Origin of the sequence: Micromonospora sp. S4605, from assembly GCF_003176715.1 — a bacterium.
GTDB classification, from domain to species: Bacteria; Actinomycetota; Actinomycetes; order Mycobacteriales; family Micromonosporaceae; genus Micromonospora; species Micromonospora echinaurantiaca.
Genome location: NZ_QGSW01000076.1, coordinates 1 through 19,703 on the forward strand (window position 1 = coordinate 1; position 19,703 = coordinate 19,703).

Here is a 19,703-nt window from a genome sequence, read left to right on the forward strand (position 1 = left end):
TTGCCAAAGGAATCCCAACCAACCAACCCCTCCGAAGAAGAGTCAGCCAGTCCGGGGTATAAATCAAATTGGCACTGGCTTATCAAGCACCCTGTTGAGTTCTCAAAGAACAACCACACACCATCCGGAAACCCCACACCGTGAGGCCCCATCCGGGGCTGCTCCACCCGCCGCTCTCGCGCCGGGCACTTTTACTACGTTACCTCACCGTCTTTGCCGTGTCAAACCGTGTGTCCCGGTCTGTCGTGCTTCGTACGGGTTGGCACCGGCGAGCGCGCACAGCGGTGACCCACCATGCTTGATCGTCGGATTTGGCAGGCCGGCCGCTGCGGTCTCCCGCAAGCTCGCCCGGTGCCCTGCCGGTCGTCAACCATACCCGGTCGGTTCCGCCCCGCCAAATCCGCCCCTAGGCGAATCCGGGGCACCGCCCGGACCGGCTCCATTGGAGGAGAACCCCCGCTGATGCCGGTGCCACCCCGGTTCGGACCTGCAAGACTTTCGCCCTGTTTGCCCCGTTCCGCGCTGGCAGAGAGAAAGTTACGCGGCTGCGGGTTTGATCGTCAAATCCGCGCGACGCGTCCCGCGTCACACCCGCTCAGTCGGCGGACGGACGGCGGCGGGCGACCCGCCAGGCGCGGATGCCGAGCACGCCGACGGTGGTGCCGATGACCAGTGACGCCGCGATCAGCAGCGCGTGGATCCAAAGGAAGCCGGTGGCCGGGAAGTCGCCGACCTGACCGGTCGACCAGGAGCGCGGGTCCTTCCAGATGGCGACCGCGAACCGGGGCCAGATCACCCAGGTCCAGATCCCGACCCCGGTGAGGAAGAGCGCCCAGCCACGCGACAGCACCATGGCTGCCGAGTATGCCAGCGCGCGGTCGTGGTGACCGGGCCGGTTGCGGGGCAGCGCCGCAGGTCAGCCGGCGCGCACCTGCCGGAAGGTGACCGAGTGACGCAGCTCGGGCGCCGGCGGGATGCTGTGCTGCCAGCCCGACCGGGCCGCGCCGGCGAGCACGTACGCCGACCGGGGCGCCAGCTCCACCTCGTACACCCGGCGGTCGTCGGCCTTGCCGCGCTGAAACCGCAACCGGCAGGCGGAGCCCAGGGAGAGGCCGACCACCGTCGGCCCGAACGCCGGCGCGTCCCGATGCCAGCCGATGACCGACCCGGGCGGATAGCGGGTGACCAGGGCCTGCGCGAGCGCGGTGGCCGGCAGGCCGGCCAGCGCGGCGCACCGCTGCCGGACCTCGTGCAACTCGACCGGCAGCGCGTCCGTGGCGGTGAGCTGGAAGGAGCCGTAGTCGTAGTCGAAGCCGAAGTGGCGCACGGTCCGGCGGGCGATCTGCCCGTGCATGCGGACCTCGCGGAAGTCGTAGGCCGCCAGCGCGGCCAGGAGGGACCGCCCCCCGTCGACGTCGACCAGTTCCGGCCGGTAGGTCAGCCCGGCCGGCCGCTCGTGGATGCCGCGCATCCGCCCCATCAGCCCGACGGTAGTGGCACCGCCGAGCCGCCGCCGGTGCTTCGGCGGTGCCTCGGGAGGCCCGCGGCGGGCGCGGGCCTCCCGAGGGCTAGAAGGGCGCGGGCCTCCTGACGGGCTAGAAGCAGGTGCCGATGCCACCGATCGCGGGGTTCGCCCGCTCGTGGTAGTGGATCGTGCCGGTCGGGTCGGCCATGAAGCCGCCCCAGATGACGCAGCCGCCCTTGACGTACGCCCTGGTGGGGCCAGCGGCGTAGAGCCGGTTGCCGTCGTCGACCTGGGTCGGCAGGTACTGGGCGGCGAGGTAGACCTGGGTGCGGGTCAGCGCGCCGACGTACGCGGACTTGACAGTGACGGTGCAGCCGTAGCCGACCATCGGGTTGTAGAGCAGGTAGACGGTGCCGAGCAGGGCGCCGGTCTGCGCGTGCCGGATCGGGTCCTGGTCCTGGACGACGTAGCCGAGCCCGCAGGACGACTGCGGCGTCACCGGGTTGATCGGTGCGGCCTGCGCGGTGGCCCCCGCCGCGCCGACCAGACCGACCGCGAGCGCGAGCACGACGCCGAGCCGCCGAATGGTGCGATACATCTGCTTCCCCCTATTCCCTCTGGTGCGGATGCGGGGACCAGAATCGTCGACCGGCGACCCGGTGCCGAATGTGCCCAGGGGCCACTCCGTATTGCGTGCCAATGTGCCGCTACCCGATGAGAGCCACAGCCACCTGCGGGAACGCGTCTTCGTTCATCGATGGCGAACGAATATGACGAATTTCGCACGAGACAATCCGGTGAACCGATAATTGCCGAGTTGTTTCCCGGAACGGTGGGGTGGGCACTGGTGATGCGGTCAGTTGGGACCGCGCAATTCGGAGGTGACCGTGCAACCGTCGACGTTCAATCCCTGGACCTGGCGTGACCCGGCCGCGCTCGCCGGCGGGTACGAGCAGACCACGCCGCCGGCGGCGCCACCGGAGCGGTCCGGCGACGGCCCGGACGCACCCGGGCCGGGCACCCCGATCGACCTGACCGGCTACCGGGTCGAGGCGACCGACGGCCGGATCGGCTCGGTCGACGAGGCCAGCGGGGACACCGACGCCCGGTGGCTGGTGGTCGACACCGGGCCGTGGATCCTCGGCCGCAAGGTGCTGCTGCCGGTCGGCACGGTCGCCCGGGTGGACCACCTCGACCGCACCGTGCACGTGGACCGGACCCGGGAGCAGGTCAAGGCTTCCCCGGCCTTCGACCCGGAGGCGTACGACCGGCCGGACTACCGGGACCGGGTGGGCGGCTACTACCAGGACAGCTACCGCCAGGGCTGACGGCCTGGCGGGGAAGCCGATACCGTAGCGGCATGGTCCGGGCGAGCAGTTACGCGCCGGAGGTCGTCGACCCGGTCGACGGCCTCCCGCTCGATGCCGTGCCCACCTTCCCCACCAGCTCCGGCGACGGCCGTGAGCGGATCATCGACGTGCTTCGTGCCGACGGGATGCGGTTCCGGGACGGCGCGCGATGGCGTTCGACGCACTGACTCGAACCCACTGACCCGAGGGGCGTCCGCCCCGGGTCGATCGCGCCCATCCTCTTCCTTCGGCACGAAAGGCGTACCACCATGTCCACAGCACGGATGCTCACCGGGGACCGCCCCACCGGGCGGCTGCACCTCGGCCACTACGTCGGCAGCATCGCGAACCGGGTGCGGCTGCACCAGCGGTACGAGAGCTTCTTCATCATCGCCGACCTGCACATGCTCACCACGCGCAACGGCCGGCAGGACATCGAGCGGGTGGCCGACAACGCCCGCGAGATGGTCACCGACGTCCTCGCCGCCGGCGTCGACCCGGCACGGGCCACGTTCTACCTCCAGTCGGCCATCCCGGAGGTCGGCGACCTGAACACCCTGTTCCAGAACCTGGTGACCGTGCCCCGGCTGGAACGGGTGCCGTCGCTGAAGGAGATGGCCCGCGACTCCGGCAAGGAGGAGATGCCGTACGGCCTGCTCGGTTATCCCGTGCTCCAGGCCGCGGACATCCTCTGTGTCAAGGGCGAGGTGGTCCCCGTCGGCAAGGACAACGCGGCGCACGTCGAGGTGACCCGGGAGATCGCTCGGCGCTTCAACCACCTCTACGGCGAGGTGTTCCCGGTGCCCGAGATGATCCCGTCGGAGACGCCCACCCTGGTCGGCACGGACGGCCAGGCCAAGATGAGCAAGAGCCTGGGCAACGCCATCTCGCTCTCCGACGACCCGGCCGCGGTGCGCCGGAAGGTGATGGGCATGTACACCGACCCGAACCGGGTGCGCGCCGACGTACCGGGCACGGTCGAGGGGAACCCGGTGTTCGCGTACCACGACGTGTTCAACCCGGACCGGGACCGGGTGGCGGAGCTGAAGCGGCGCTACCGGGCCGGCCGGGTCGGTGACGTCGAGGTGAAGGAGGAACTGACGGCCGCGCTCAACCGGTTCCTCGACCCGATCCGGGAGCGCCGGGCCCGGTTCGAGGCGGACCGGGGCCTGGTCGACCAGCTGATCGTCGAGGGGACCGAGCGGACCCGGGCCGAGGTGCGCAAGACCCTGGTGGAGGTACGCCGGGCGATGGGGTTGAGCAGCGCGTACACCCAGGTGCGCCGGCGGGCCGAGCGGTACCGCAAGCGCGCGGAGACCGCCGCCTGACGAGGCCCGGCCGGGGCGCCGGGGCGCCCCCAAACCCACGGGCCGGTCGGGCAACCGCCCGACCGGCCCGCGCGTCACGGCGTGGTCACTGGGTGACGGACGCCGCCAGGTGGAACGGGTTCGCGAGGTGCGGGCTGGTCCGCCGCGCCTCGACGACGAACTCCCACACGCCCGGCTTCGGCTTGGCGTAGCTGCGGGTGAACGGGTCGCAGCCGTTGCCGTCCTGGTAGTTGGCGTAGCAGTAGACGGTGCCGGCGCTGGACTTCTCGGCCTCGAGGCCGTCCGGCCCGAACGCCCACCAGCGGGTCTGGCTGCCGTCGGCCAGGCCGGAGAGGTTCACGTCCAGGCTGGTGGCGCCGGCCGGGACCGCGACGCTGTAGATGATCGTGTCGTTGCGGTCGACGGTGCCCTGCACGGCCCAGGTGGTGCCCGGGGCCAGCGGGGTGGCCGCCTCGACGGCCAGCATCGCGTGCTGTTCGACGGCCCGCGTCACCGCGTTGTCGATGGTCAGCACCGCGCTGTGGATGCCCTGGGTAGCCGGAGCGGCGGTCACCTGGACGACGGTCGGGACGCCCTTCACCAGGGTGACCTTGCTCGGCGCGGTGAAGGTGCCGTCGTTGCCGCGAAGGTCGAGGACGTAGTCGACAGCGCCCTCCGCACCGCTGGTGCGGGTCAGGGTGACGTCGTAGGTGCGGGACTCGCCTACGCCCTGGCCGCCGCTGCCCGGCGCGCAGCTGTTGTACAGGCCGCTGCCGGTGTGCGGGGTGGCCAGCTTGTCCGAGAGGACGGTGCAGACCGGCGCCGAGACGGTGACCGCGTCGGTGCCGGCCACGCCCTTGGTCAGGTACTGCCAGGCGTGCGGCACGTCGAACTCGCCGCGGCCCTGGGCGATGGCCGGCTCGTCCTTGTTGAAATCGGCGGTCGAGAAGATGGCCCGACGCAGCTCCGCCGGGGTGACGCTGATGCCGTTCTGCTTGGCGGCGGAGAGCAGCAGCGCGGCCGCGCCGGCGGCCTGCGGGGACGCCATCGAGGTGCCCTGAAGCATCGCGTAGCCGGCCGGCAGGGTGTAGCCGGTGTCGGCCACCGCGCCGCCGGCCAGCCAGTTCGGGTACGGGGCGATGGCCGCACCGGGAGCGGTGATGTCCGGCTTGAAGCCGCCGTCCTCGCGCGGGCCGCGGGAGGAGAACGGGAAGACGGAGCGGACCTGGGTCACGAAGGAGCCGTAGTTGGCCCACCACGTGTGCTTGGAAACCGAGGCACCCACACTGACCACGTTGCCGGCGGCGGACGGGTCACCGTGGCTGTTGGTGCCGGCGCCGGAGTTGCCGGCGGAGATGAACATCTGGACGCCGGTGGTCTCGATCAGGCGGTCGTACAGCAGCGCCATCGCGCTCTGCCCGTCGTTCAGGGCGGGCGCCGAGCCGATGGACATGTTGATGACGTCCACGCCGTAGTCGGTCGCCAGGGCCACCATGCCGTCGGTGAGGGCCGCTGAGGAGCAGCCGTTGTGGGTGCACGCCCGCATGGAGACCAGCTTGGCCCCGGGCGCCTGGCCGTCCATCTGACCGCCGAGGATCCCGTTCGCGGCGGTGATGCCGGCCACGTGGGTGCCGTGACCCTCGTCCAGCGTGTTGATGTTGACGCCGATGATCGCCGAGCTGAGCCGCCGGGCCTCGACGGTGAAGGGCTGGCGCTCGTTGAGTTCGGTCGCCGGGTTGTCGGTGCCGAGGTAGCCGATCTGCTGGTTCTCCCGGTACGGCCGGTACCGCTCGTCGTCGGTGAACACGTAGTCCTGGTTGAGGTCGATCCAGACCGCGTTGTCGGACTCGCGATACGCGACGCCCAGGGTTCCGGTGAGGGTGGGGTCGGCGTAGCCGGCGATGGCGAGGTTCTTGCGGTTCAGGTACATGTCGTCGCTGCCGCCGTCGGGCAGCGTCCAGGTGATGTCGTACTTGTCCACCACCGGCCCGGTGACCTTGTTGCCGTTGGTGTACAGCAGCCAGGTGCGGTCGAAGAGCAGGTCGATGAGGTTCAGCGGGTTGCTGCCGACCGCCGTGTCGACCAGCTTGCGCTCGCCGGTCGTGGTGGTGGCCAGCGCCGGGTGGGTCGGGTCGATTCCGGTGTCCATGACGCCGATGGTCACGCCCCGGCCGTCGTAGCTCGGGTGTTCATTCTTGAACGCCACCGAGCCGGTCTCCCGGGTCGGCATGTACGGGTTGTCGTCCGGGGTCGCGGCGGACGGGGCGACCGGGCGCCCCGCGTCACCGCCGGCTCCGGCGGCCGGGCTGGCCGCCGTGGTCTCGTCCAGCGCGAGCAGCTCGTCGGCGTCCACTCGCAGCACGTCGTCGAGGGCTACGGCCTGGTCCACGGCGGCGAAGGGCACGTTCGCCTTGACGTAGCCGATCTCCGGCTCGGTGCCGGTCACCTCGGCGCCGAGGTCGGTGAGCTGCCGGGCGGCCGCATCGGTCCGGCCCGACCGCACCGCGAACATCAGGGTGACGAAGTCGGGGGCCGGCTGGTCGGCTCCGGCCGGAAGGCTGCGGGTCCGGTACTGGGCGGCGTACGTGGCGATCAGGGCGCGGTCGTGGCTGCCCAGCTTGTCGGCGGCGCCGCCGGGAGCCGCCGCGACGCCGGCCTGGACCGGGCCGGCGGACAGGGAGAGGCCGCCCACGACAAGCGTGGTGGCGAGTGCCGCGGCGGCCTGACGGGCACGGCGCGATGGGCGTCTGGCAGGGGAAGTCACTCGACATCCTCCAGGGGCAGGGATGGGCTGACGCGCACACACTGCCATCGCCGCCGGTTGATATCGGGCCCCTGAGCTGGCAGTTCACCGCCATGGCACAAATCTGCCAAGGCCCTTCGGCCGGTATGTCGGACTTTGCCGCGCCTGGGTACTCGGCAACCCGCTGAACTGGCGATCCTCAGATCCACTTCCGGCGGGCGGCCTGCCAACCCAACTGGATCCTGCTCTGCACCCCGGCCAGAGCCAGGAGCCGCTGCACGCGCCGCTGGACCGTCCGCATGCTCACCCCCAGCTGCGAGGCGATCGCCTGGTCGGTGTAGCCGGCCAGCAGCAGGGCCAGCAGCCGGCGGTCCTCGACCGCCAACGGGCCGTCGGGGAGCGCGGACAGCGCGGCCGGCATCGGCAGGGCCGACTCCCAGACCCGATCCACGATCCAGGTGAGACAGTCCACCACCGGGCGGGCCCGCACCACGAAGACCACCGGCTCCTCGGACGCCAGGCCGGACGGGACGACCACCGCCTGCCGCCGGTCGAAGACGGCCAGCTTGAACGGGACCGCCGCCACCCGCATCTCCTCGCCGAGCGCGGCCCACTCGTCCAGCAGCAGCGGGATCTGGGAGTTCTCCGGGTCCAGCAGGTCTCGGTCGTACACCACCCGGTAACGGACCCCGGCCCGCAGCGCGTCGCGCTGGCCGACGTTGTCGGTGGCCGGCACCGCGACCGCCGGTCGTTTGACCAGCGCGCAGATCTCCCGGCCGGCCTCCCGCTGCAACATTGCGTAGCGCTCGGCGATGCTCCGGGAGCCCCGGATCACCTCGACGGAGTCGGCGCCGCGCCAGGCCGGCGCACCGGCCTCGAACCGCTCGGCCAGCTGGGCGATGACGGCCTGCGCCCGGCGTAGCTCGTCCATCCGCTGCAGCGCCCGGAGCTTGAGGGTCGGGTCCGGGGGCGCGGCCCGGATCAGGTCCGCCGGCTCGGACCGGACCTCCACGAGTCCCTTGCCCGCCAGGCCCGCCAGCGCCCGGTCGACCTCGGCGCGGGACAGTCCGGTCCGGTCGGCGAGCTGCTCCGCGCCGGCCGCCGGGGCGGCGGTCAGCGCCAGATAGACCTGTTCCTCACCGGGCTCGACGCCGACAGCCTCCAGCACTTGGCCCCTCCCCCGGCAGTCCTGATCATGAGCGACCCGCGGTGGGCAGCAGTGTAGCCAGCTGTCCGTGCAGGCCAAGGCCCCGTTCGGCGGCGCGAATCGAGTTCCACGTGCCGGGGCCAGGGTGGCCGCCGGCACGCGACGGGCCGCCCTCGATACTGGGGACCATGCCGGAGCCGACCCTGCCCATCCGTACCGAGCGGCTGTGCCTACGGCCCTACCGCGGCGACGAAGTGGACGCTCTGCTCGCGTACTACAGCGACCCGGTGGTGGCCCGTTACATCCCGTGGGAGCCGTGGACGCGTGACTTCGCCGCCACCGTGGTCGCCCGGCGCGTCCACGGCACCGGCATCACCGGGGCCGAATCCCGGCTGGCGCTGGTGGTGGAGCACGAGGGTGAGATCGTCGGCGACGTCATCCTGTGGCCGGCCGACGAGACCCTGTCCCGGGGCGAGATGGGCTGGGCCTTCCACCCGTCGGTGTCCGGGCGGGGGTTCGCCACCGAGGCGGTCCGCGCGCTCGTCGCCGTGGCGTTCGAACAGTGCGGCATGCACCGGGTGATCGCCCACGTGGACGCCCGGAACACACCGTCGGCGCGGGTGTGCGAGCGGGTCGGCATGGTCAGGGAGGCCCACCTGCGCCAGGACCACTGGACCAAGGGCGAGTGGGTGGACACCCTGGTCTACGGCCTGCTCGCCAAGGAGTGGACCACGGCGCCAGCGGTAACCGTGGGCTGAGCACGCCCATGTGAGGATGTTCCGGTGTCGTACCCCCCTCATTCGGCCTACCCGCCGCCGGTTCCGGGCGCCGTGACGCCGATGGTGTACCCCCACCCGATCCAGCCGCCGCCGGGCTACTCGGTGCTCGCCGTCACGGTGAACCGTGGCCCGTACATCGTGCCCGTCCCCGCCACGGGCAAGCTCAAGATCGACGGTCAGACGGTGCCGATCCCCGGCGAGGGCACCTGGCACATGGTGATCGCGCCCGGGCCGCACGACGTGCGCTACACCGACTTCATGGGCGTCCCACTGGTGACCACCGCACTGGCCGCCCATCCGGGCGCGGCGCATCACCTGTCGTTCCGCTTCGGCGCGTGGCGCAACCGCGTCCACGACGGGCACGGCACCGACGTGACGAAGTTCGGGCTCTGGTCGAACTACACCATCCTGCTTCTCGTGTTCGCCGTGGTCGGGGTGGTCTGCTGCGGTCTGCTGGCGCCGTTGGCCACGTCCTGACCCGGTCCCGTCCGGCCCGTGCCCTGGGAGGCCGGAGACGTTCGCCTCACTGACCGCCGTGTAACGCCCGCTGGAAGCCGGCGGCGACCTCAGCCAGATGCTCGCCGTACTCGCGCTCGCTCGGGTGATACTCGGCCGTCCGGTCGTCACGAAACGGGGTCCGCCAGCGATGGCAGGTGCTCTGCTCGTCCTCGGCGGCGTGGATCGCGCGCAGGATGACCGGCCGGTAGACCAGCTCCGCCCGCCAGTTGCCCACGTACTTCGCCTTGATGTGGCCAGTCACCGGGCGACGCCGCCCGTGGGCGTAGCCGATCACCGTGATCGTCTCGTACCCCAGGCCGGCGAAGCCGCCGAGCACGTACAGCCTCGCGCCGGCGGGGAAGATCTTCTGGCTGCGGAAGCCCGCGCCTGGCCCATTCGGGCTGTACGGGTACGGCAGCAGGTTGCCCACGATGCACCACTCCGGGCTCCAGCCGTCCTCAGCCATGCGAGGACACTACTGGTTTCCCGACCGCTGACAGCCGGCCGAGTCAGTCACCCACTTCGACGTACGACGCCAGGTTGGCCAGTGAGGAGGCGATCCCGGCCTCGTGGACCGCCTGGTCGATGCCGGGTGGCACGTCCGTGGCGGTGACGGTCACCTCGGTCCCCGCATCGGTGGCGGCGAGCTGCCAGGTCATTGTCATGGTGCCCGCGTACGCCGGGTCGTCGGCCTCGAACACGGCCCGCTGCACCACGCGTTCCCCCGGCACCAGGGCGGCGAAACCGACGTCGACGACGTCCGTCGCATCCGACGTCTTGCCGGGACTGTCGGCGGAGTCGAGGTAGGTGAGGACCATCCGGAACCCGCCACCGGGCCGGGGATCCCACCGCTCGACCCGCCCGCGCATGCCGTCCGGCGGCAGCCATTCCTCAAGCGACTCCCGGTCGAGCAGGGCGCCGTAGACGGTCGCCGGCGGTGCCGCGATCATCCGGCTGGCCCGGTCGATCCTTCCCATGGCCCGATCCTAGGACCGGGGTCCGCAGCGGCCCACCCTCAGCAACCGACCGGCGAAGCCGAAACAGGGAACCGACGCCGACCAGCGCCCGTCACATCCGGATGCGCGCGCTGAGCGGGCCGTCCCGTGTCGTAGCGGTCCTCGTGGCGGTTGTCGCGGCCGGTGTGCTGACCGGCTCGACACCGAACGTCACCGGACTCGACGTCCCCGAGCCGCCGTCCGACCCGAACACGCTGGTGCTCCAGCTACACCTGTGGCGGAGCATGAGCGGGCCGCCAGCGTTGGCGGAACTGCCGGAGTTCAGCCTGTACGGCGGCGGCCGGGTGATCGTCGGGAACGGCTGGGACGGCTCCCTGCACCGGGCGCGGGAGTTCACCCTCAGCCCGGAGCGGTACCGGCAGATCTACCGGCTGGCGCACGCCGCCGGGCTCGCCCGCCCCCGACACCTACCCGAGCCGGGGGAAACCACCGACGGCACGATGCTGGTCGCCGAACTGCGGTCGGCCGGGCACCTGCACACCACCACCGTGATCTCGCTGGGGCGGGGGCACGAGACCGGGCCGCGCCGCCGGGTCGCCGAGTTCCGCCGCACCGTACGGCAACTCGCCCTCGCCACGGATCCGGCGCGGACCACCGACTACCGGCCGGATCTGGTCGCCCTACTCGCAAGCGCTGGCTGGCACGGGGACGTCAGGCGGACCGCTGAATGGCAGTGGACGGACGGCGACCCCCTGGCCGGCGTACGGACCGACCTCGGCGAGTGCACGACCCGCGGCGGTCCCGCGCTGCCGGGCATCGAGGCGCTCGGCCGGGGCACCCCGCTGGGCACGCAGTGGCGGAGCGGGGCGGAGCGGTCCGGCTTCGTCGTCCTCGTCCGGCCGCTGTTGCCCGACGAAAAAGGCTGCGCCGACCTGAACCTCCGGCGGGAACGCAAGTGATCTCCCGGAACCGCTCGGGCACAGGGTCGGTGGCATGGCGCTGCAACTTGTACAGGTGAACTTCAAGGCTCGGGATGACTCAGCGCTCGGCCGGTTCTGGGCGGAGGCGCTCGGCTGGGGTGTCTCCAGCGAGGGACCCGGCGTCACCAACGTCGAACCCGTGGGCTTCGTCTGGCCGGATCCGGCCGCCGTCTGCATCGACGTGGTCACCGTCCCAGACCCCGAAACGGTGAAGCACCGCGTACACCTCGATCTCGCCACCACCACCTCGGTGGCCCATCAGACGGAGTTGGTCGCGCGCCTGAAGGATCTCGGTGCGACGCTCGTCGACGTGGGCCAGGGCGACGTCCCCTGGACGGTCCTAGCCGACCCGGAGGGCAACGACTTCTGCGTCCTCGCTCCGCGCTGATCCGGATCGTCGTGCAACGGGGGGCGGAGCATGGCCGGGCACCCGGCCCCACCGCGGTCGGCACCGACCGCATCGCGCCTGGCGAATCCCCACCGCCTGGCGCTTGGGCAGGTGGTCGTGGTCGGTGCGGCGGCCGCCCTGTTCTTGAGAGGGACCACGAGCGGCCCGTGGGTGCTGCTCGCGCTCTTCGTCGGGCTGCACGCCGTGCTGCTCATCGGCGCGCTGGCGCTGCTGACGGTGACCTACCTGCTCGGCACGCTCACCCGCTACGGGTCGCGGCTGACGGAAAAGTTCCCGTGGTCGGCTGGACGCTGCTCATCTGGGCCGGCGGCGCCGCACTCGTCGGCTACGGCCGTGCGGCCCTCGGTCACCTCGGCTTCGAGCCCGACCGACATCCCGAGGTCAGCCACTGGCTGCTGGGCGTGGGAGTGGCGCTCGTGGTCGGCCTCTTCAGCCGGTCACGACAGATACGGGTCGGCTCGGCCGCACTGATCGCGCTCTTCGTCATGGTCACCGCCGCACTGCTAGCCCTCAACTAGTTGGCGGTACAGCCATGTCCTGATCCATAGGTTCTCAAGGCCGCGTCAAGGCCGTCCGAAGCCGTCCGCATTGTCCTGCTCTGATCCAGCCGACTCTGGCTGCTAGCGCCGTACGAAGATCAGGCAGGCCACAGCGGCCACGATGCTGACAAAAGCCGCTCCACTCAGCGCCACTGCGACCGGATCCGGAGTCGATGGAAGCTCCGCTGACGCTCCCAGGACGATAGTTGCACCTGTCAGAGCGACGGAGCCGCCTTTGCGCAACGGCAGCGGTGCGAGACTTTGATTTGGCCACGGGACACGCCGGGTGATGATTATTCCGATGCCTCCAGCTATGGCAGCGATGCCGAAGAACACAAAGACCAACAGGACGGCGGCAGGCGGGGACGCTGACGAGGTGAACACGTCGCGATCTTCACATGCCTGGATTCACGTGGCCATACCTGGACGCCGCGGCGTCGCGCTGGTGTCAGAAGCTGCCGACTCCGGCCCGTCACTCCCGAGCCACACCGCCTGGCCCGGATACTCGAAGGGGGCGGGTGGCCGTGGGTCACTCAGCCGTCCTCCTCAGTCACTGGCTAGCGCATCGACCGGAACGTCGCGCGGATGTCCTCCGAGAGCAGCTGCGGCTGCTCCCACGCCGCGAAGTGCCCGCCCCTGTCGTGGCGCTTGTAGTGGACGAGGTTGGGGTACGCCCGCTCCGCCCAGCTGCGCGGAACCCGGTAGATCTCGTCGGGGAAGATGCTCACGCCAACCGGGATCGTCACACCCTTGGTGGCGAAGAAGGGGAGCTTGTTCTCCCAGTACAGCCGTGCCGAGGACACCCCGCTGTTGGTCAGCCAGAAGAGCGTGATGTTGTCCAGGATGTCGTCGCGCGTGAGGTCGCTCGGCCGCTGCAAACGTCCCTCGAGGACCTGCTGGACCAGGCCGGGCTGACCGCTCCCGTCGCCGTGGTCGAGCATGAACGCGGCGAGATCGATGGGTGAGTCCGCCAGGCCGTAGAGCGTCTGCGGGCGCGTTCCCATGATCAGCCCGTACGCCACGTGCGACCCGAAGAACTTGAGCAGCTGCTCGTACGTGTCCCGCTCCTCGTCGGAGAGACCGCCCGGCGCCGGGCTGCCGGCAAAGGCCGCGAGGAAGAGCTCCGGCGGAACCGCGCCCGGCATGTTGGTGTGGATGCCGATCAGCTCCGGCGGCGCCGGCTCGGCTGCCATCGGATCGGCGCGGCCGCCGGCCATCGCGTCGACGACGATCGCGCCCCAGTCGCCGCCCTGCGCCACGAACCGTGTGTACCCGAGACGCCTCATCAGCTCGACGTAGGCCTTCCCGATGTGCACGGCATCCCAGCCGGTCGTGGTTGGCTGGCCGGAGAACCCGTATCCGGGCATCGACGGGATCACGACGTGGAAGGCATCCGACGCGTTCGCGCCGTGCGCCGTCGGATCCGTGAGCGGGCCGATGATCTTCAGCTGCTCGATGATCGACCCGGGCCAGCCGTGGCAGACGACCAGCGGGAGCGCGTCCTCGTGCTTCGAGCGGACGTGGATGAAGTGGATTTCCACACCGTCGATCTCGGTGACGAAGTTCGGCAGGGCCTTCAGCCGCGCCTCGCACTTGCGCCAGTCGTAGTCGTTCGCCCAGTAGCGGGCGAGGTCCTGCATGAGCGCGAGCGGCACGCCCTGCGAGTCATCCTTGACGGTCTCTTTGTTCGGCCAGCGTGTGGCTCTGATCCGCGCGCGCAGATCCTCAAGGGCCACCTCGGGGACCTCGATGTTGAATGGCCGCACCTCCGCGGCGCCCGTCCGCGCTTCCGTCTTGACGGCCACGCAGGCCTCCTTCTGCTTTGAACGCCTTGAGGTCGAGCGGGTGTGGTTTCCGCCTGTCGCGGACGAATGGCGTGCCCCGGCTTCCACCTTCCGAGGGGCAGCGTCGGTTGAGGCGGGCACCCGAACTTGCGCCCGGACAGCAGGCGCATGCGGGCCTCACCTGTCCAGAGCGTAGGACGCCTTTCCCCATGTCCGGAGCCATACGAGCAATTTCCGATGGCCTTCCGGGACGGGCCCGGGGCGCGGGGGCAGACGACCAGGGCCTGCCGCTGGAACGGATTGAGGACGTGCTCGGACACAGCTCGCCGACGGTTGGCGGCGGTCCTGGCTGTATCGATGACTGTACAGTTGATCTATGACAGCAGCCGAGGAAGGGAACGCGGGACGCTTCCGCGATCCGAAGTCCTGGCTGCGCGGCTTGTCTGCTGGCGAGATCTTCGTCCGTTGCCCACGCTGCGCCGGCCGGGCTTCGGTCCGTCCTGACCCTGAATCGGCCGACAGCTCCCAGCATGATTTCTGGCTTCGCCGTCGGCTCAGTTGTCTGGGGTGCGCGTATACAGATCGCTGGGAAGCTCCTCACCTCGCAAACAACGCGCGCGCATTGCCTGATTTCTCGGGCCCGAAGGACCCGTACTTCGGCCTACCCCTCTGGCTTTCAATTGAGTGCCGTGGGCGAGTGCTCTGGGCATACAACGCCGAGCACCTGGACTTGCTGGAGGCGTACGTGTCCGCTCGGTTGCGGGAACGCGGCCAGTACGTGGGAAGCCAGACCCTGGTTGAGCGCTTGCCCGCGTGGATCAAGGATGGCAAGCACCGCGCCGAGGTGCTGAACGCAGTAGGGCAGCTCCGGGCGCTACTTGCCTGACCCCCGACAAACCGCCGAAGTTGCAACAGCGATGGCGCGGGCGGTGGTGGTGCGGGCGCTGCGTGATCACCAGCAGGGCCAGGAGGCAGAGCGGCTGGCGCTCGGGGTGAAGTGGCCCAGCCTGGGCTACGTCTTCACTACGCCGATCGGCACGCCGCTGGATCCGCGCAACTGCACCCGGCTGGTCCAGGATCAGTGCGTGGCCGCCGGGCTGCCGGCTATCCGTCTGCATGACCTGCGGCACGGCTGCGTCTCGGTGCTGCTGGCCCTGGGCGTGCCGCCCGGACGGTGATGGACATCGTGGGGCACAGCACGCTGGAAATGACGATGACGGTCTACGGTCACGTGAGCCTGGACGACAGCCGGGCGGCGCTGGATCAGCTGGGCGGGCTGCTTGATGACGAGGCCGGGGAATGACGTTGCTGTCACTGGTTGCTGTCAGGGCCGGTCGCAAGCGACCGGCCCCGTGCGTTTTCCCTGTTCAACTGTGCGCGCCCGAAGGGACTCGAACCCCTAACCTTCTGATCCGTAGTCAGATGCTCTATCCGTTGAGCTACGGGCGCAGGTGCTCGGCCAGTCTACACACCCGGCTTTCGCGCGGAGACTCCGGGATTCGAACCCGGGAGGGGCTTTAAGACCCCAACCGCATTAGCAGTGCGGCGCCATAGACCAGACTAGGCGAAGTCTCCCAGGTGGCCCGCAGACCACCGGGCCCGAGGATACAGGCCCAGACCCATCGGGAGCAAAGCGACTACCGGACCGCCTCCGGCAGGTCGGCCGGGGTGGGTGCGCTCCAGCGCTGTGCGACGGCCCGATCGGGACTAGGCTCCATCGATATGCAGGAGCAGCCGCCCAGCGAGCCGAACCGCCGAGAGCCTGCTGAGGGAGCGCGGCGGCGCTCCCCGAAGGCCACCTTCACCCCGCCGCCGCTGCCGGCGACGCCGGATCCGGCGGACCGGGCGGAAGGCGGGGCGCCGCGTCCGCGCCGGGTGAAGGCGGCTCCGACGGTGCTCTTCCAGCCGCCCGAGCCGGACCGTCCGCTGCCCCGCCAGCCGAAGGCGGCCACCGGGTCGACCCGCCGCCGGACTGACCAGTCAGACAGCGCCAGTGATCCGAACCACACCACCTCGCCGGGAGCCGCGGAGGACCGGCCCGGCGAGGATCCGGCGAGGTCAGCCCCGGCCGCCCCCGAGTCCCGATCAGCATCGACGGCGACGGACCCCACCTCCGCCAAGTCCGAATCATCGCCAGCGAAGCCGGCCCCTCGCCGCGTCCAGCCCGAGGCGGCGGCGCCCGCGGCGGCCCCTGCCGCCGCTAGGTCCGATTCGACGCCGACGGCGACCACTCCGACCGCAGCAGACCCAGGCAGGGCCGACCAGCCCGAAGCGGACACCGGGACCGGCCGTGCCGAGACGGACGAGGCCAGGACCAACCAGGTCGGGGTGGATCCGGTCACCGACGCCCCGAGCCGGAAAGATCCAGCCAGGGCGCGGCCATCCGAGGCCGGCCCGGCGCGCAGGGCCGCCACCCGGAAGACGGCCGCCCCCCGCAAGGCGTCCCCGGCCGGCGACGTTCCCGCGAAGCCGGCCCGAGCGACGAAGACCGGCGCCAGCAAGAAGGCGGCACCGGCCAAGCGGACCACCCCGGCCACGAGGACTGCCCCGGCCGAGCCGACCACCACTCCCGCGCGGCAAACCCCCGCCGCGGCCGAGCCGGCGACCACACCCGCGCAGCAGACCCCCGCCCCGGCCGAGCCGGCGACCACACCCGCGCAGCAGACGCCGGCTCCGGCCGAGCCGGCGACCACACCCGCGCAGCAGACGCCGGCTCCGGCCGAGCCGGCGACCAGTCCGGCCCGGGCAGCGACCACGCCGGCCGCCAAGAAGGCGGCACCGGTGAAGAAGGCCACCGCCGTGAAGCGGAAGGCCGCCCCCACGGCCACCCCGGAGCAACCGGCACCAGAGCAGCCCGAAACAGGACCCGTCCGGGAGGCCGAGCCGCCGACGCGTACGCCGGAACTGCGCGCCGCCCTCGCCCGGCTGGTCGAGCATCCTGGCTTCGCGCCGGAGTTGCTCGCCCTCGCCGCCGTGGAGGCGATCGGGCCGCGCGCCCGCGACTGGGCCGACCGGCTGCGGTCGGCGTACCCGGATGCCTCGCCGGATGGCCTGGCCCGGCTCGCCACCCGGCGGTTCGTCCGGCAGGCCGGGGCGGGCGGGGCGACCGCCGCGCTGGCCGGCGCCTTCGCCCCGCTCGCCGAGCTGGCGGCGGTGCTCTGGACCCAGGCGAACCTGGTGCTGCATCTGGCGGCGGCGTACGGCCGGGATCCTGCCCATCCGGACCGGGCCGCGGAGCTGCTGGTGCTGACCCAGGTGCACCCGGACGCGGAGAGCGCCCGGACGGCGCTGACGGCGGCCCGGGCGGCGGACGGGCGGGGCGACGAGCCCTGGACGCGGGCGGTGGAGGCGGCGTGGCGGCTGGCCGCGCCGCTCGCCGCGCAGGCGGGCGGCTGGCTGGTGCTGCGGCTGGCGTCCCGGGTGCTGCCCGGCGCGGCGGTGCTCGCGGCGGCGGCCGGCGACTCGGCGGCCGCCGCCCGGCTGGCCGCCCGGGCCGTCACCCGCTACCGGCCGCCCCGGTCGCGGTAGGAGATCCACGCAGGATGCGGCAGGTCGCGGTGTCCGCCCGCGGCGATGCCGCGGGATGCCGCAAACCGGAGTCGATCAAGCCGCTCGCAGAACAGCCGCGAGCACGCCCGCCAGCCGGGCCGGTGGAACCCGTCACAGCCAGGAGAACCAGCCCTTGGGCAGCAGGGCGTAGCCGACGAAGGCCACGATGTCGAGCAGCGCGTGCGCCACGATCAGCGGCATCACCCGGCGGGTGCGCAGGTAGAAGAGGCTGAACACCACACCCATCACCACGTTGCCGACGAACGCGCCGAAGCCCTGGTAGAGGTGGTAGGAGCCGCGCAGCAGGGCGCTGGTCGCGATGATCGCGCCGGTCCGCCAGGCCAGCTGGCGCAGCCGGGTGACCAGGTAGCCGACCACGATCACCTCCTCCAGCACGGCGTTCTGCACGGCGGCGAGGATCAGCACCGGCACCGTCCACCAGATCTCCGGCAGGGCGGCCGGCACCAGCGTGGCGTTCACGCCGAGCTGCGCGGCGACCCAGAACAGCGCCAGCCCGGGCAGCCCGATCAGCGCCGCCAGCCCGGCGCCGCGGGCCAGGTCCGGCCCGGGCTGCCGGGCGTCCAGGCCGAGGGTGCGGGCCGGGTCGCCGGGGTCGCGGGCGATCAGGTGTACGGCGAGCAGCACCGGCAGCAGCGCGAAGACGATGCCGAGCAGCTGGTACGTCAGGTCCAGCCAGGGCCGGGGCGACACCGAGGTGTTCAGCGCGGCGGTCTGCTTCGACAGCGGCCCCTCGGCGGTCAGCTTCGCGACGATCGACACCATCGCGTAGACGGCGGACTGCCCGAGCGAGAGCCCGAGCACCAGCAGCGTCTCGGTGCCCAGGGTGCGGCGGGACACCGGGCGGCTGAGCTCAACGGTCACCGCACCACTCTGCCCGACCGCGACCGCCGGCGGCACTCGCCTGAGCGGCCCTCGTGAGCCGATCGCACATTCTGTGCGACCGACAGGCACGCTCCGTGGTCATGCTGTGCGTGCCCGATCCGCCCGACAGGTCAAGGAGCGCGCCCGGTGGACGACTTCGCGCGGCTGCTGAAGGAGAGCTGGACCCTGATCGAGCAGCACCGGGAGCGGCTGAGCGACCACTTCTACGCTCGCCTCTTCCTGCTCGACCCGGGGCTGCGGAACCTCTTCCCGGTCCAGATGACCGGGCAGGGCGACCGCATCCTGGAGGCGATCGTCACCGCGAGCCAGACGGTCGGCGACCCGGAGAGCTTCGACGAGTACCTGCGGGCGCTCGGCCGGGACCACCGGAAGTTCCACGTGGACGCCGCGCACTACGCCACCATGGGCGTCGCGCTGCTGGACGCGCTGCGCAGCACCGCCGGCGACGGCTGGAACCTGGAGTACGACCAGGCGTGGCGCGACGCGTACGCGGCCATCTCGGAGAAGATGCTGGCCGGCGCGGCGGCGGACGAGAACCCGCCGTACTGGCACGCCGAGGTGCTGACCCACCAGCGGCACGGCTCGGACACCGCCGTGCTGACCTGCCGGGCCCTGCAGCACCCGCTGCCCTGGCAGGCCGGCCAGTACGTCAGCGTCGAGGTGCCCCGCCACCTCCCCCGGGTGTGGCGGACCTACTCGGTGGCGAACGCCCCGAACGACGACAACGTGCTGGAGTTCCACGTCCGTACGCCGGGCGCCGGCTGGGTCTCCGGTGCGCTGGTCCGGCGGGTCAAGCCGGGCGACCTGATCCGGGTGGCCGCCCCGATGGGCTCGATGACGCTGGACCGCTCGTCGGACCGGGACATTCTCTGCGTCGCCGGCGGGGTCGGCCTCGCCCCGATCAAGGCGCTGGTGGAGGAGTTGGCCAGCTACAACCGGACCCGCTGGGTGCACGTCTTCTACGGCGCGCGTACCGAGGCCGACCTGTACGGGCTGGCCGCACTGCGCGAACTGGTCGCCCGGCACCCCTGGTTGTCGGTCACCCCGGCGTGCAGCGAGGACCCGGACTTCGACGGCGAGCTGGGCGACATCGCCGAGGTGGTCAGCCGGTACGGGCCGTGGACCACGCACGACTGCTACGTCTCCGGCTCGGCCCCGATGGTCCGGGCCACCCTGCGGGTGCTCGCCGCCGACGACGTCCCGCCGGAACGCACCCGGTACGACACCTTCGGCAGTATCTAGGACATTTCTCCCCCCATGCCGGGGCGCGTGCCCCTGCCCCCTGGGGCACGCGC

The 19,703-nt window shown here is 71.4% G+C and carries 22 protein-coding genes and 2 tRNA genes; 13 read left to right on the forward strand and 11 right to left on the reverse strand.

What is annotated here, in order from left to right:
• Nucleotides 1-595: 595 nt before the first annotated feature.
• From DLJ47_RS04260 to DLJ47_RS04270, 3 genes are all read right to left on the reverse strand, one after another.
• The gene (locus tag DLJ47_RS04260; protein WP_109898796.1) at nucleotides 596-853 is read right to left on the reverse strand and encodes an SCO4848 family membrane protein; all 258 of its coding nucleotides are present in this window, start codon (nucleotides 851-853) and stop codon (nucleotides 596-598) included.
• Between the two features lie 63 nt (nucleotides 854-916).
• Nucleotides 917-1,480 (reverse strand): alpha-ketoglutarate-dependent dioxygenase AlkB, encoded by a 564-nt coding sequence (locus DLJ47_RS04265; protein WP_109898797.1) that lies wholly within the window; start codon nucleotides 1,478-1,480, stop codon nucleotides 917-919.
• 115 nt (nucleotides 1,481-1,595) lie between these two features.
• Nucleotides 1,596-2,063, reverse strand: coding sequence for a spore-associated protein (locus tag DLJ47_RS04270; protein ID WP_109898798.1), 468 nt, complete (start codon nucleotides 2,061-2,063; stop codon nucleotides 1,596-1,598).
• Between the two features lie 289 nt (nucleotides 2,064-2,352).
• On the opposite strand from DLJ47_RS04270, the gene DLJ47_RS04275 reads away from it, so the two are divergent.
• The 3 genes from DLJ47_RS04275 (at nucleotide 2,353) to trpS (ending at nucleotide 4,142) form a co-directional block, all read left to right on the forward strand.
• On the forward strand, nucleotides 2,353-2,793 hold the full coding sequence (locus DLJ47_RS04275) for a PRC-barrel domain-containing protein (RefSeq protein ID WP_109898812.1): 441 nt from the start codon (nucleotides 2,353-2,355) through the stop codon (nucleotides 2,791-2,793).
• Nucleotides 2,794-2,825: 32 nt separating this feature from the next.
• Nucleotides 2,826-3,002, forward strand: a complete 177-nt coding sequence (locus DLJ47_RS36130) for a hypothetical protein (RefSeq protein ID WP_167180209.1) — start codon at nucleotides 2,826-2,828, stop codon at nucleotides 3,000-3,002.
• 81 nt (nucleotides 3,003-3,083) lie between these two features.
• Entirely contained in the window at nucleotides 3,084-4,142 is a 1,059-nt protein-coding gene (gene trpS, locus DLJ47_RS04280) for a tryptophan--tRNA ligase (protein ID WP_109898799.1), read from the forward strand.
• 85 nt (nucleotides 4,143-4,227) lie between these two features.
• Here the strand turns inward: trpS and DLJ47_RS04285 are convergent, their stop codons facing one another.
• Nucleotides 4,228-6,813 carry a S8 family serine peptidase gene (locus DLJ47_RS04285; protein ID WP_199235693.1) on the reverse strand — a complete coding sequence of 862 codons (2,586 nt, stop codon included), beginning with the start codon at nucleotides 6,811-6,813 and terminating at the stop codon, nucleotides 4,228-4,230.
• 250 nt (nucleotides 6,814-7,063) lie between these two features.
• The gene (locus tag DLJ47_RS04290) at nucleotides 7,064-8,032 is read right to left on the reverse strand and encodes a helix-turn-helix domain-containing protein (protein WP_109898801.1); all 969 of its coding nucleotides are present in this window, start codon (nucleotides 8,030-8,032) and stop codon (nucleotides 7,064-7,066) included.
• A gap of 167 nt (nucleotides 8,033-8,199) precedes the next feature.
• On the opposite strand from DLJ47_RS04290, the gene DLJ47_RS04295 reads away from it, so the two are divergent.
• Together DLJ47_RS04295 and DLJ47_RS04300 are read left to right on the forward strand one after the other, a co-directional pair.
• Nucleotides 8,200-8,769 (forward strand): GNAT family N-acetyltransferase, encoded by a 570-nt coding sequence (locus tag DLJ47_RS04295; RefSeq protein ID WP_109898802.1) that lies wholly within the window; start codon nucleotides 8,200-8,202, stop codon nucleotides 8,767-8,769.
• An 81-nt stretch (nucleotides 8,770-8,850) separates the two neighbouring features.
• Nucleotides 8,851-9,267, forward strand: a complete 417-nt coding sequence (locus DLJ47_RS04300) for a hypothetical protein (RefSeq protein ID WP_233257649.1) — start codon at nucleotides 8,851-8,853, stop codon at nucleotides 9,265-9,267.
• 46 nt (nucleotides 9,268-9,313) lie between these two features.
• Here DLJ47_RS04300 and DLJ47_RS04305 read toward each other — a convergent pair whose 3' ends face one another.
• Both DLJ47_RS04305 and DLJ47_RS04310 read right to left on the reverse strand, forming a co-directional pair.
• Complete coding sequence (locus tag DLJ47_RS04305) at nucleotides 9,314-9,754, reverse strand: hypothetical protein (RefSeq protein ID WP_109898804.1); 441 nt, start codon at nucleotides 9,752-9,754, stop codon at nucleotides 9,314-9,316.
• Between the two features lie 43 nt (nucleotides 9,755-9,797).
• Nucleotides 9,798-10,265: an SRPBCC family protein gene (locus tag DLJ47_RS04310; RefSeq protein WP_109898805.1), complete on the reverse strand. Its 468-nt coding sequence runs from the start codon at nucleotides 10,263-10,265 to the stop codon at nucleotides 9,798-9,800.
• A gap of 143 nt (nucleotides 10,266-10,408) precedes the next feature.
• Here DLJ47_RS04310 and DLJ47_RS04315 point away from each other — a divergent pair, with 143 nt between their 5' ends.
• The 3 genes from DLJ47_RS04315 to DLJ47_RS04325 all read left to right on the forward strand — a co-directional run bounded on the left by DLJ47_RS04315 (nucleotide 10,409) and on the right by DLJ47_RS04325 (nucleotide 12,151).
• On the forward strand, nucleotides 10,409-11,203 hold the full coding sequence (locus tag DLJ47_RS04315; protein ID WP_146228025.1) for a hypothetical protein: 795 nt from the start codon (nucleotides 10,409-10,411) through the stop codon (nucleotides 11,201-11,203).
• A gap of 34 nt (nucleotides 11,204-11,237) precedes the next feature.
• Nucleotides 11,238-11,612 carry a VOC family protein gene (locus DLJ47_RS04320; protein ID WP_199235694.1) on the forward strand — a complete coding sequence of 125 codons (375 nt, stop codon included), beginning with the start codon at nucleotides 11,238-11,240 and terminating at the stop codon, nucleotides 11,610-11,612.
• 296 nt (nucleotides 11,613-11,908) lie between these two features.
• Complete coding sequence (locus DLJ47_RS04325) at nucleotides 11,909-12,151, forward strand: hypothetical protein (RefSeq protein ID WP_109898807.1); 243 nt, start codon at nucleotides 11,909-11,911, stop codon at nucleotides 12,149-12,151.
• 578 nt (nucleotides 12,152-12,729) lie between these two features.
• Here DLJ47_RS04325 and DLJ47_RS04330 read toward each other — a convergent pair.
• Complete coding sequence (locus DLJ47_RS04330) at nucleotides 12,730-13,977, reverse strand: epoxide hydrolase family protein (RefSeq protein WP_109898808.1); 1,248 nt, start codon at nucleotides 13,975-13,977, stop codon at nucleotides 12,730-12,732.
• Nucleotides 13,978-14,332: 355 nt separating this feature from the next.
• Between DLJ47_RS04330 and DLJ47_RS04335 the strand changes: the two genes are divergently transcribed.
• Genes DLJ47_RS04335 through DLJ47_RS37450 form a run of 3 tightly spaced genes read left to right on the forward strand, consistent with a single transcriptional unit; the run spans nucleotide 14,333 to nucleotide 15,259 of the window.
• Nucleotides 14,333-14,842 carry a hypothetical protein gene (locus DLJ47_RS04335; protein ID WP_109898809.1) on the forward strand — a complete coding sequence of 170 codons (510 nt, stop codon included), beginning with the start codon at nucleotides 14,333-14,335 and terminating at the stop codon, nucleotides 14,840-14,842.
• Nucleotides 14,843-14,873: 31 nt separating this feature from the next.
• Entirely contained in the window at nucleotides 14,874-15,134 is a 261-nt protein-coding gene (locus DLJ47_RS04340; protein ID WP_109898810.1) for a hypothetical protein, read from the forward strand.
• Entirely contained in the window at nucleotides 15,131-15,259 is a 129-nt protein-coding gene (locus tag DLJ47_RS37450) for a hypothetical protein (RefSeq protein ID WP_255562264.1), read from the forward strand. Before DLJ47_RS04340 ends, DLJ47_RS37450 begins: the two co-directional genes overlap by 4 nt.
• A gap of 73 nt (nucleotides 15,260-15,332) precedes the next feature.
• Here DLJ47_RS37450 and DLJ47_RS04345 read toward each other — a convergent pair.
• A tRNA-Arg gene (locus tag DLJ47_RS04345) sits at nucleotides 15,333-15,405 on the reverse strand.
• Nucleotides 15,406-15,440: 35 nt separating this feature from the next.
• A tRNA-Ser gene (locus DLJ47_RS04350) sits at nucleotides 15,441-15,531 on the reverse strand.
• A 753-nt stretch (nucleotides 15,532-16,284) separates the two neighbouring features.
• Between DLJ47_RS04350 and DLJ47_RS04355 the strand changes: the two genes are divergently transcribed.
• Entirely contained in the window at nucleotides 16,285-17,484 is a 1,200-nt protein-coding gene (locus DLJ47_RS04355; RefSeq protein ID WP_233257650.1) for a hypothetical protein, read from the forward strand.
• A gap of 132 nt (nucleotides 17,485-17,616) precedes the next feature.
• Here DLJ47_RS04355 and DLJ47_RS04360 read toward each other — a convergent pair whose 3' ends face one another.
• Nucleotides 17,617-18,387, reverse strand: coding sequence for a CPBP family intramembrane glutamic endopeptidase (locus DLJ47_RS04360; protein ID WP_109898813.1), 771 nt, complete (start codon nucleotides 18,385-18,387; stop codon nucleotides 17,617-17,619).
• Nucleotides 18,388-18,534: 147 nt separating this feature from the next.
• Between DLJ47_RS04360 and DLJ47_RS04365 the strand changes: the two genes are divergently transcribed.
• Nucleotides 18,535-19,650: a globin domain-containing protein gene (locus tag DLJ47_RS04365; RefSeq protein WP_109898811.1), complete on the forward strand. Its 1,116-nt coding sequence runs from the start codon at nucleotides 18,535-18,537 to the stop codon at nucleotides 19,648-19,650.
• Nucleotides 19,651-19,703 lie beyond the last annotated feature (53 nt).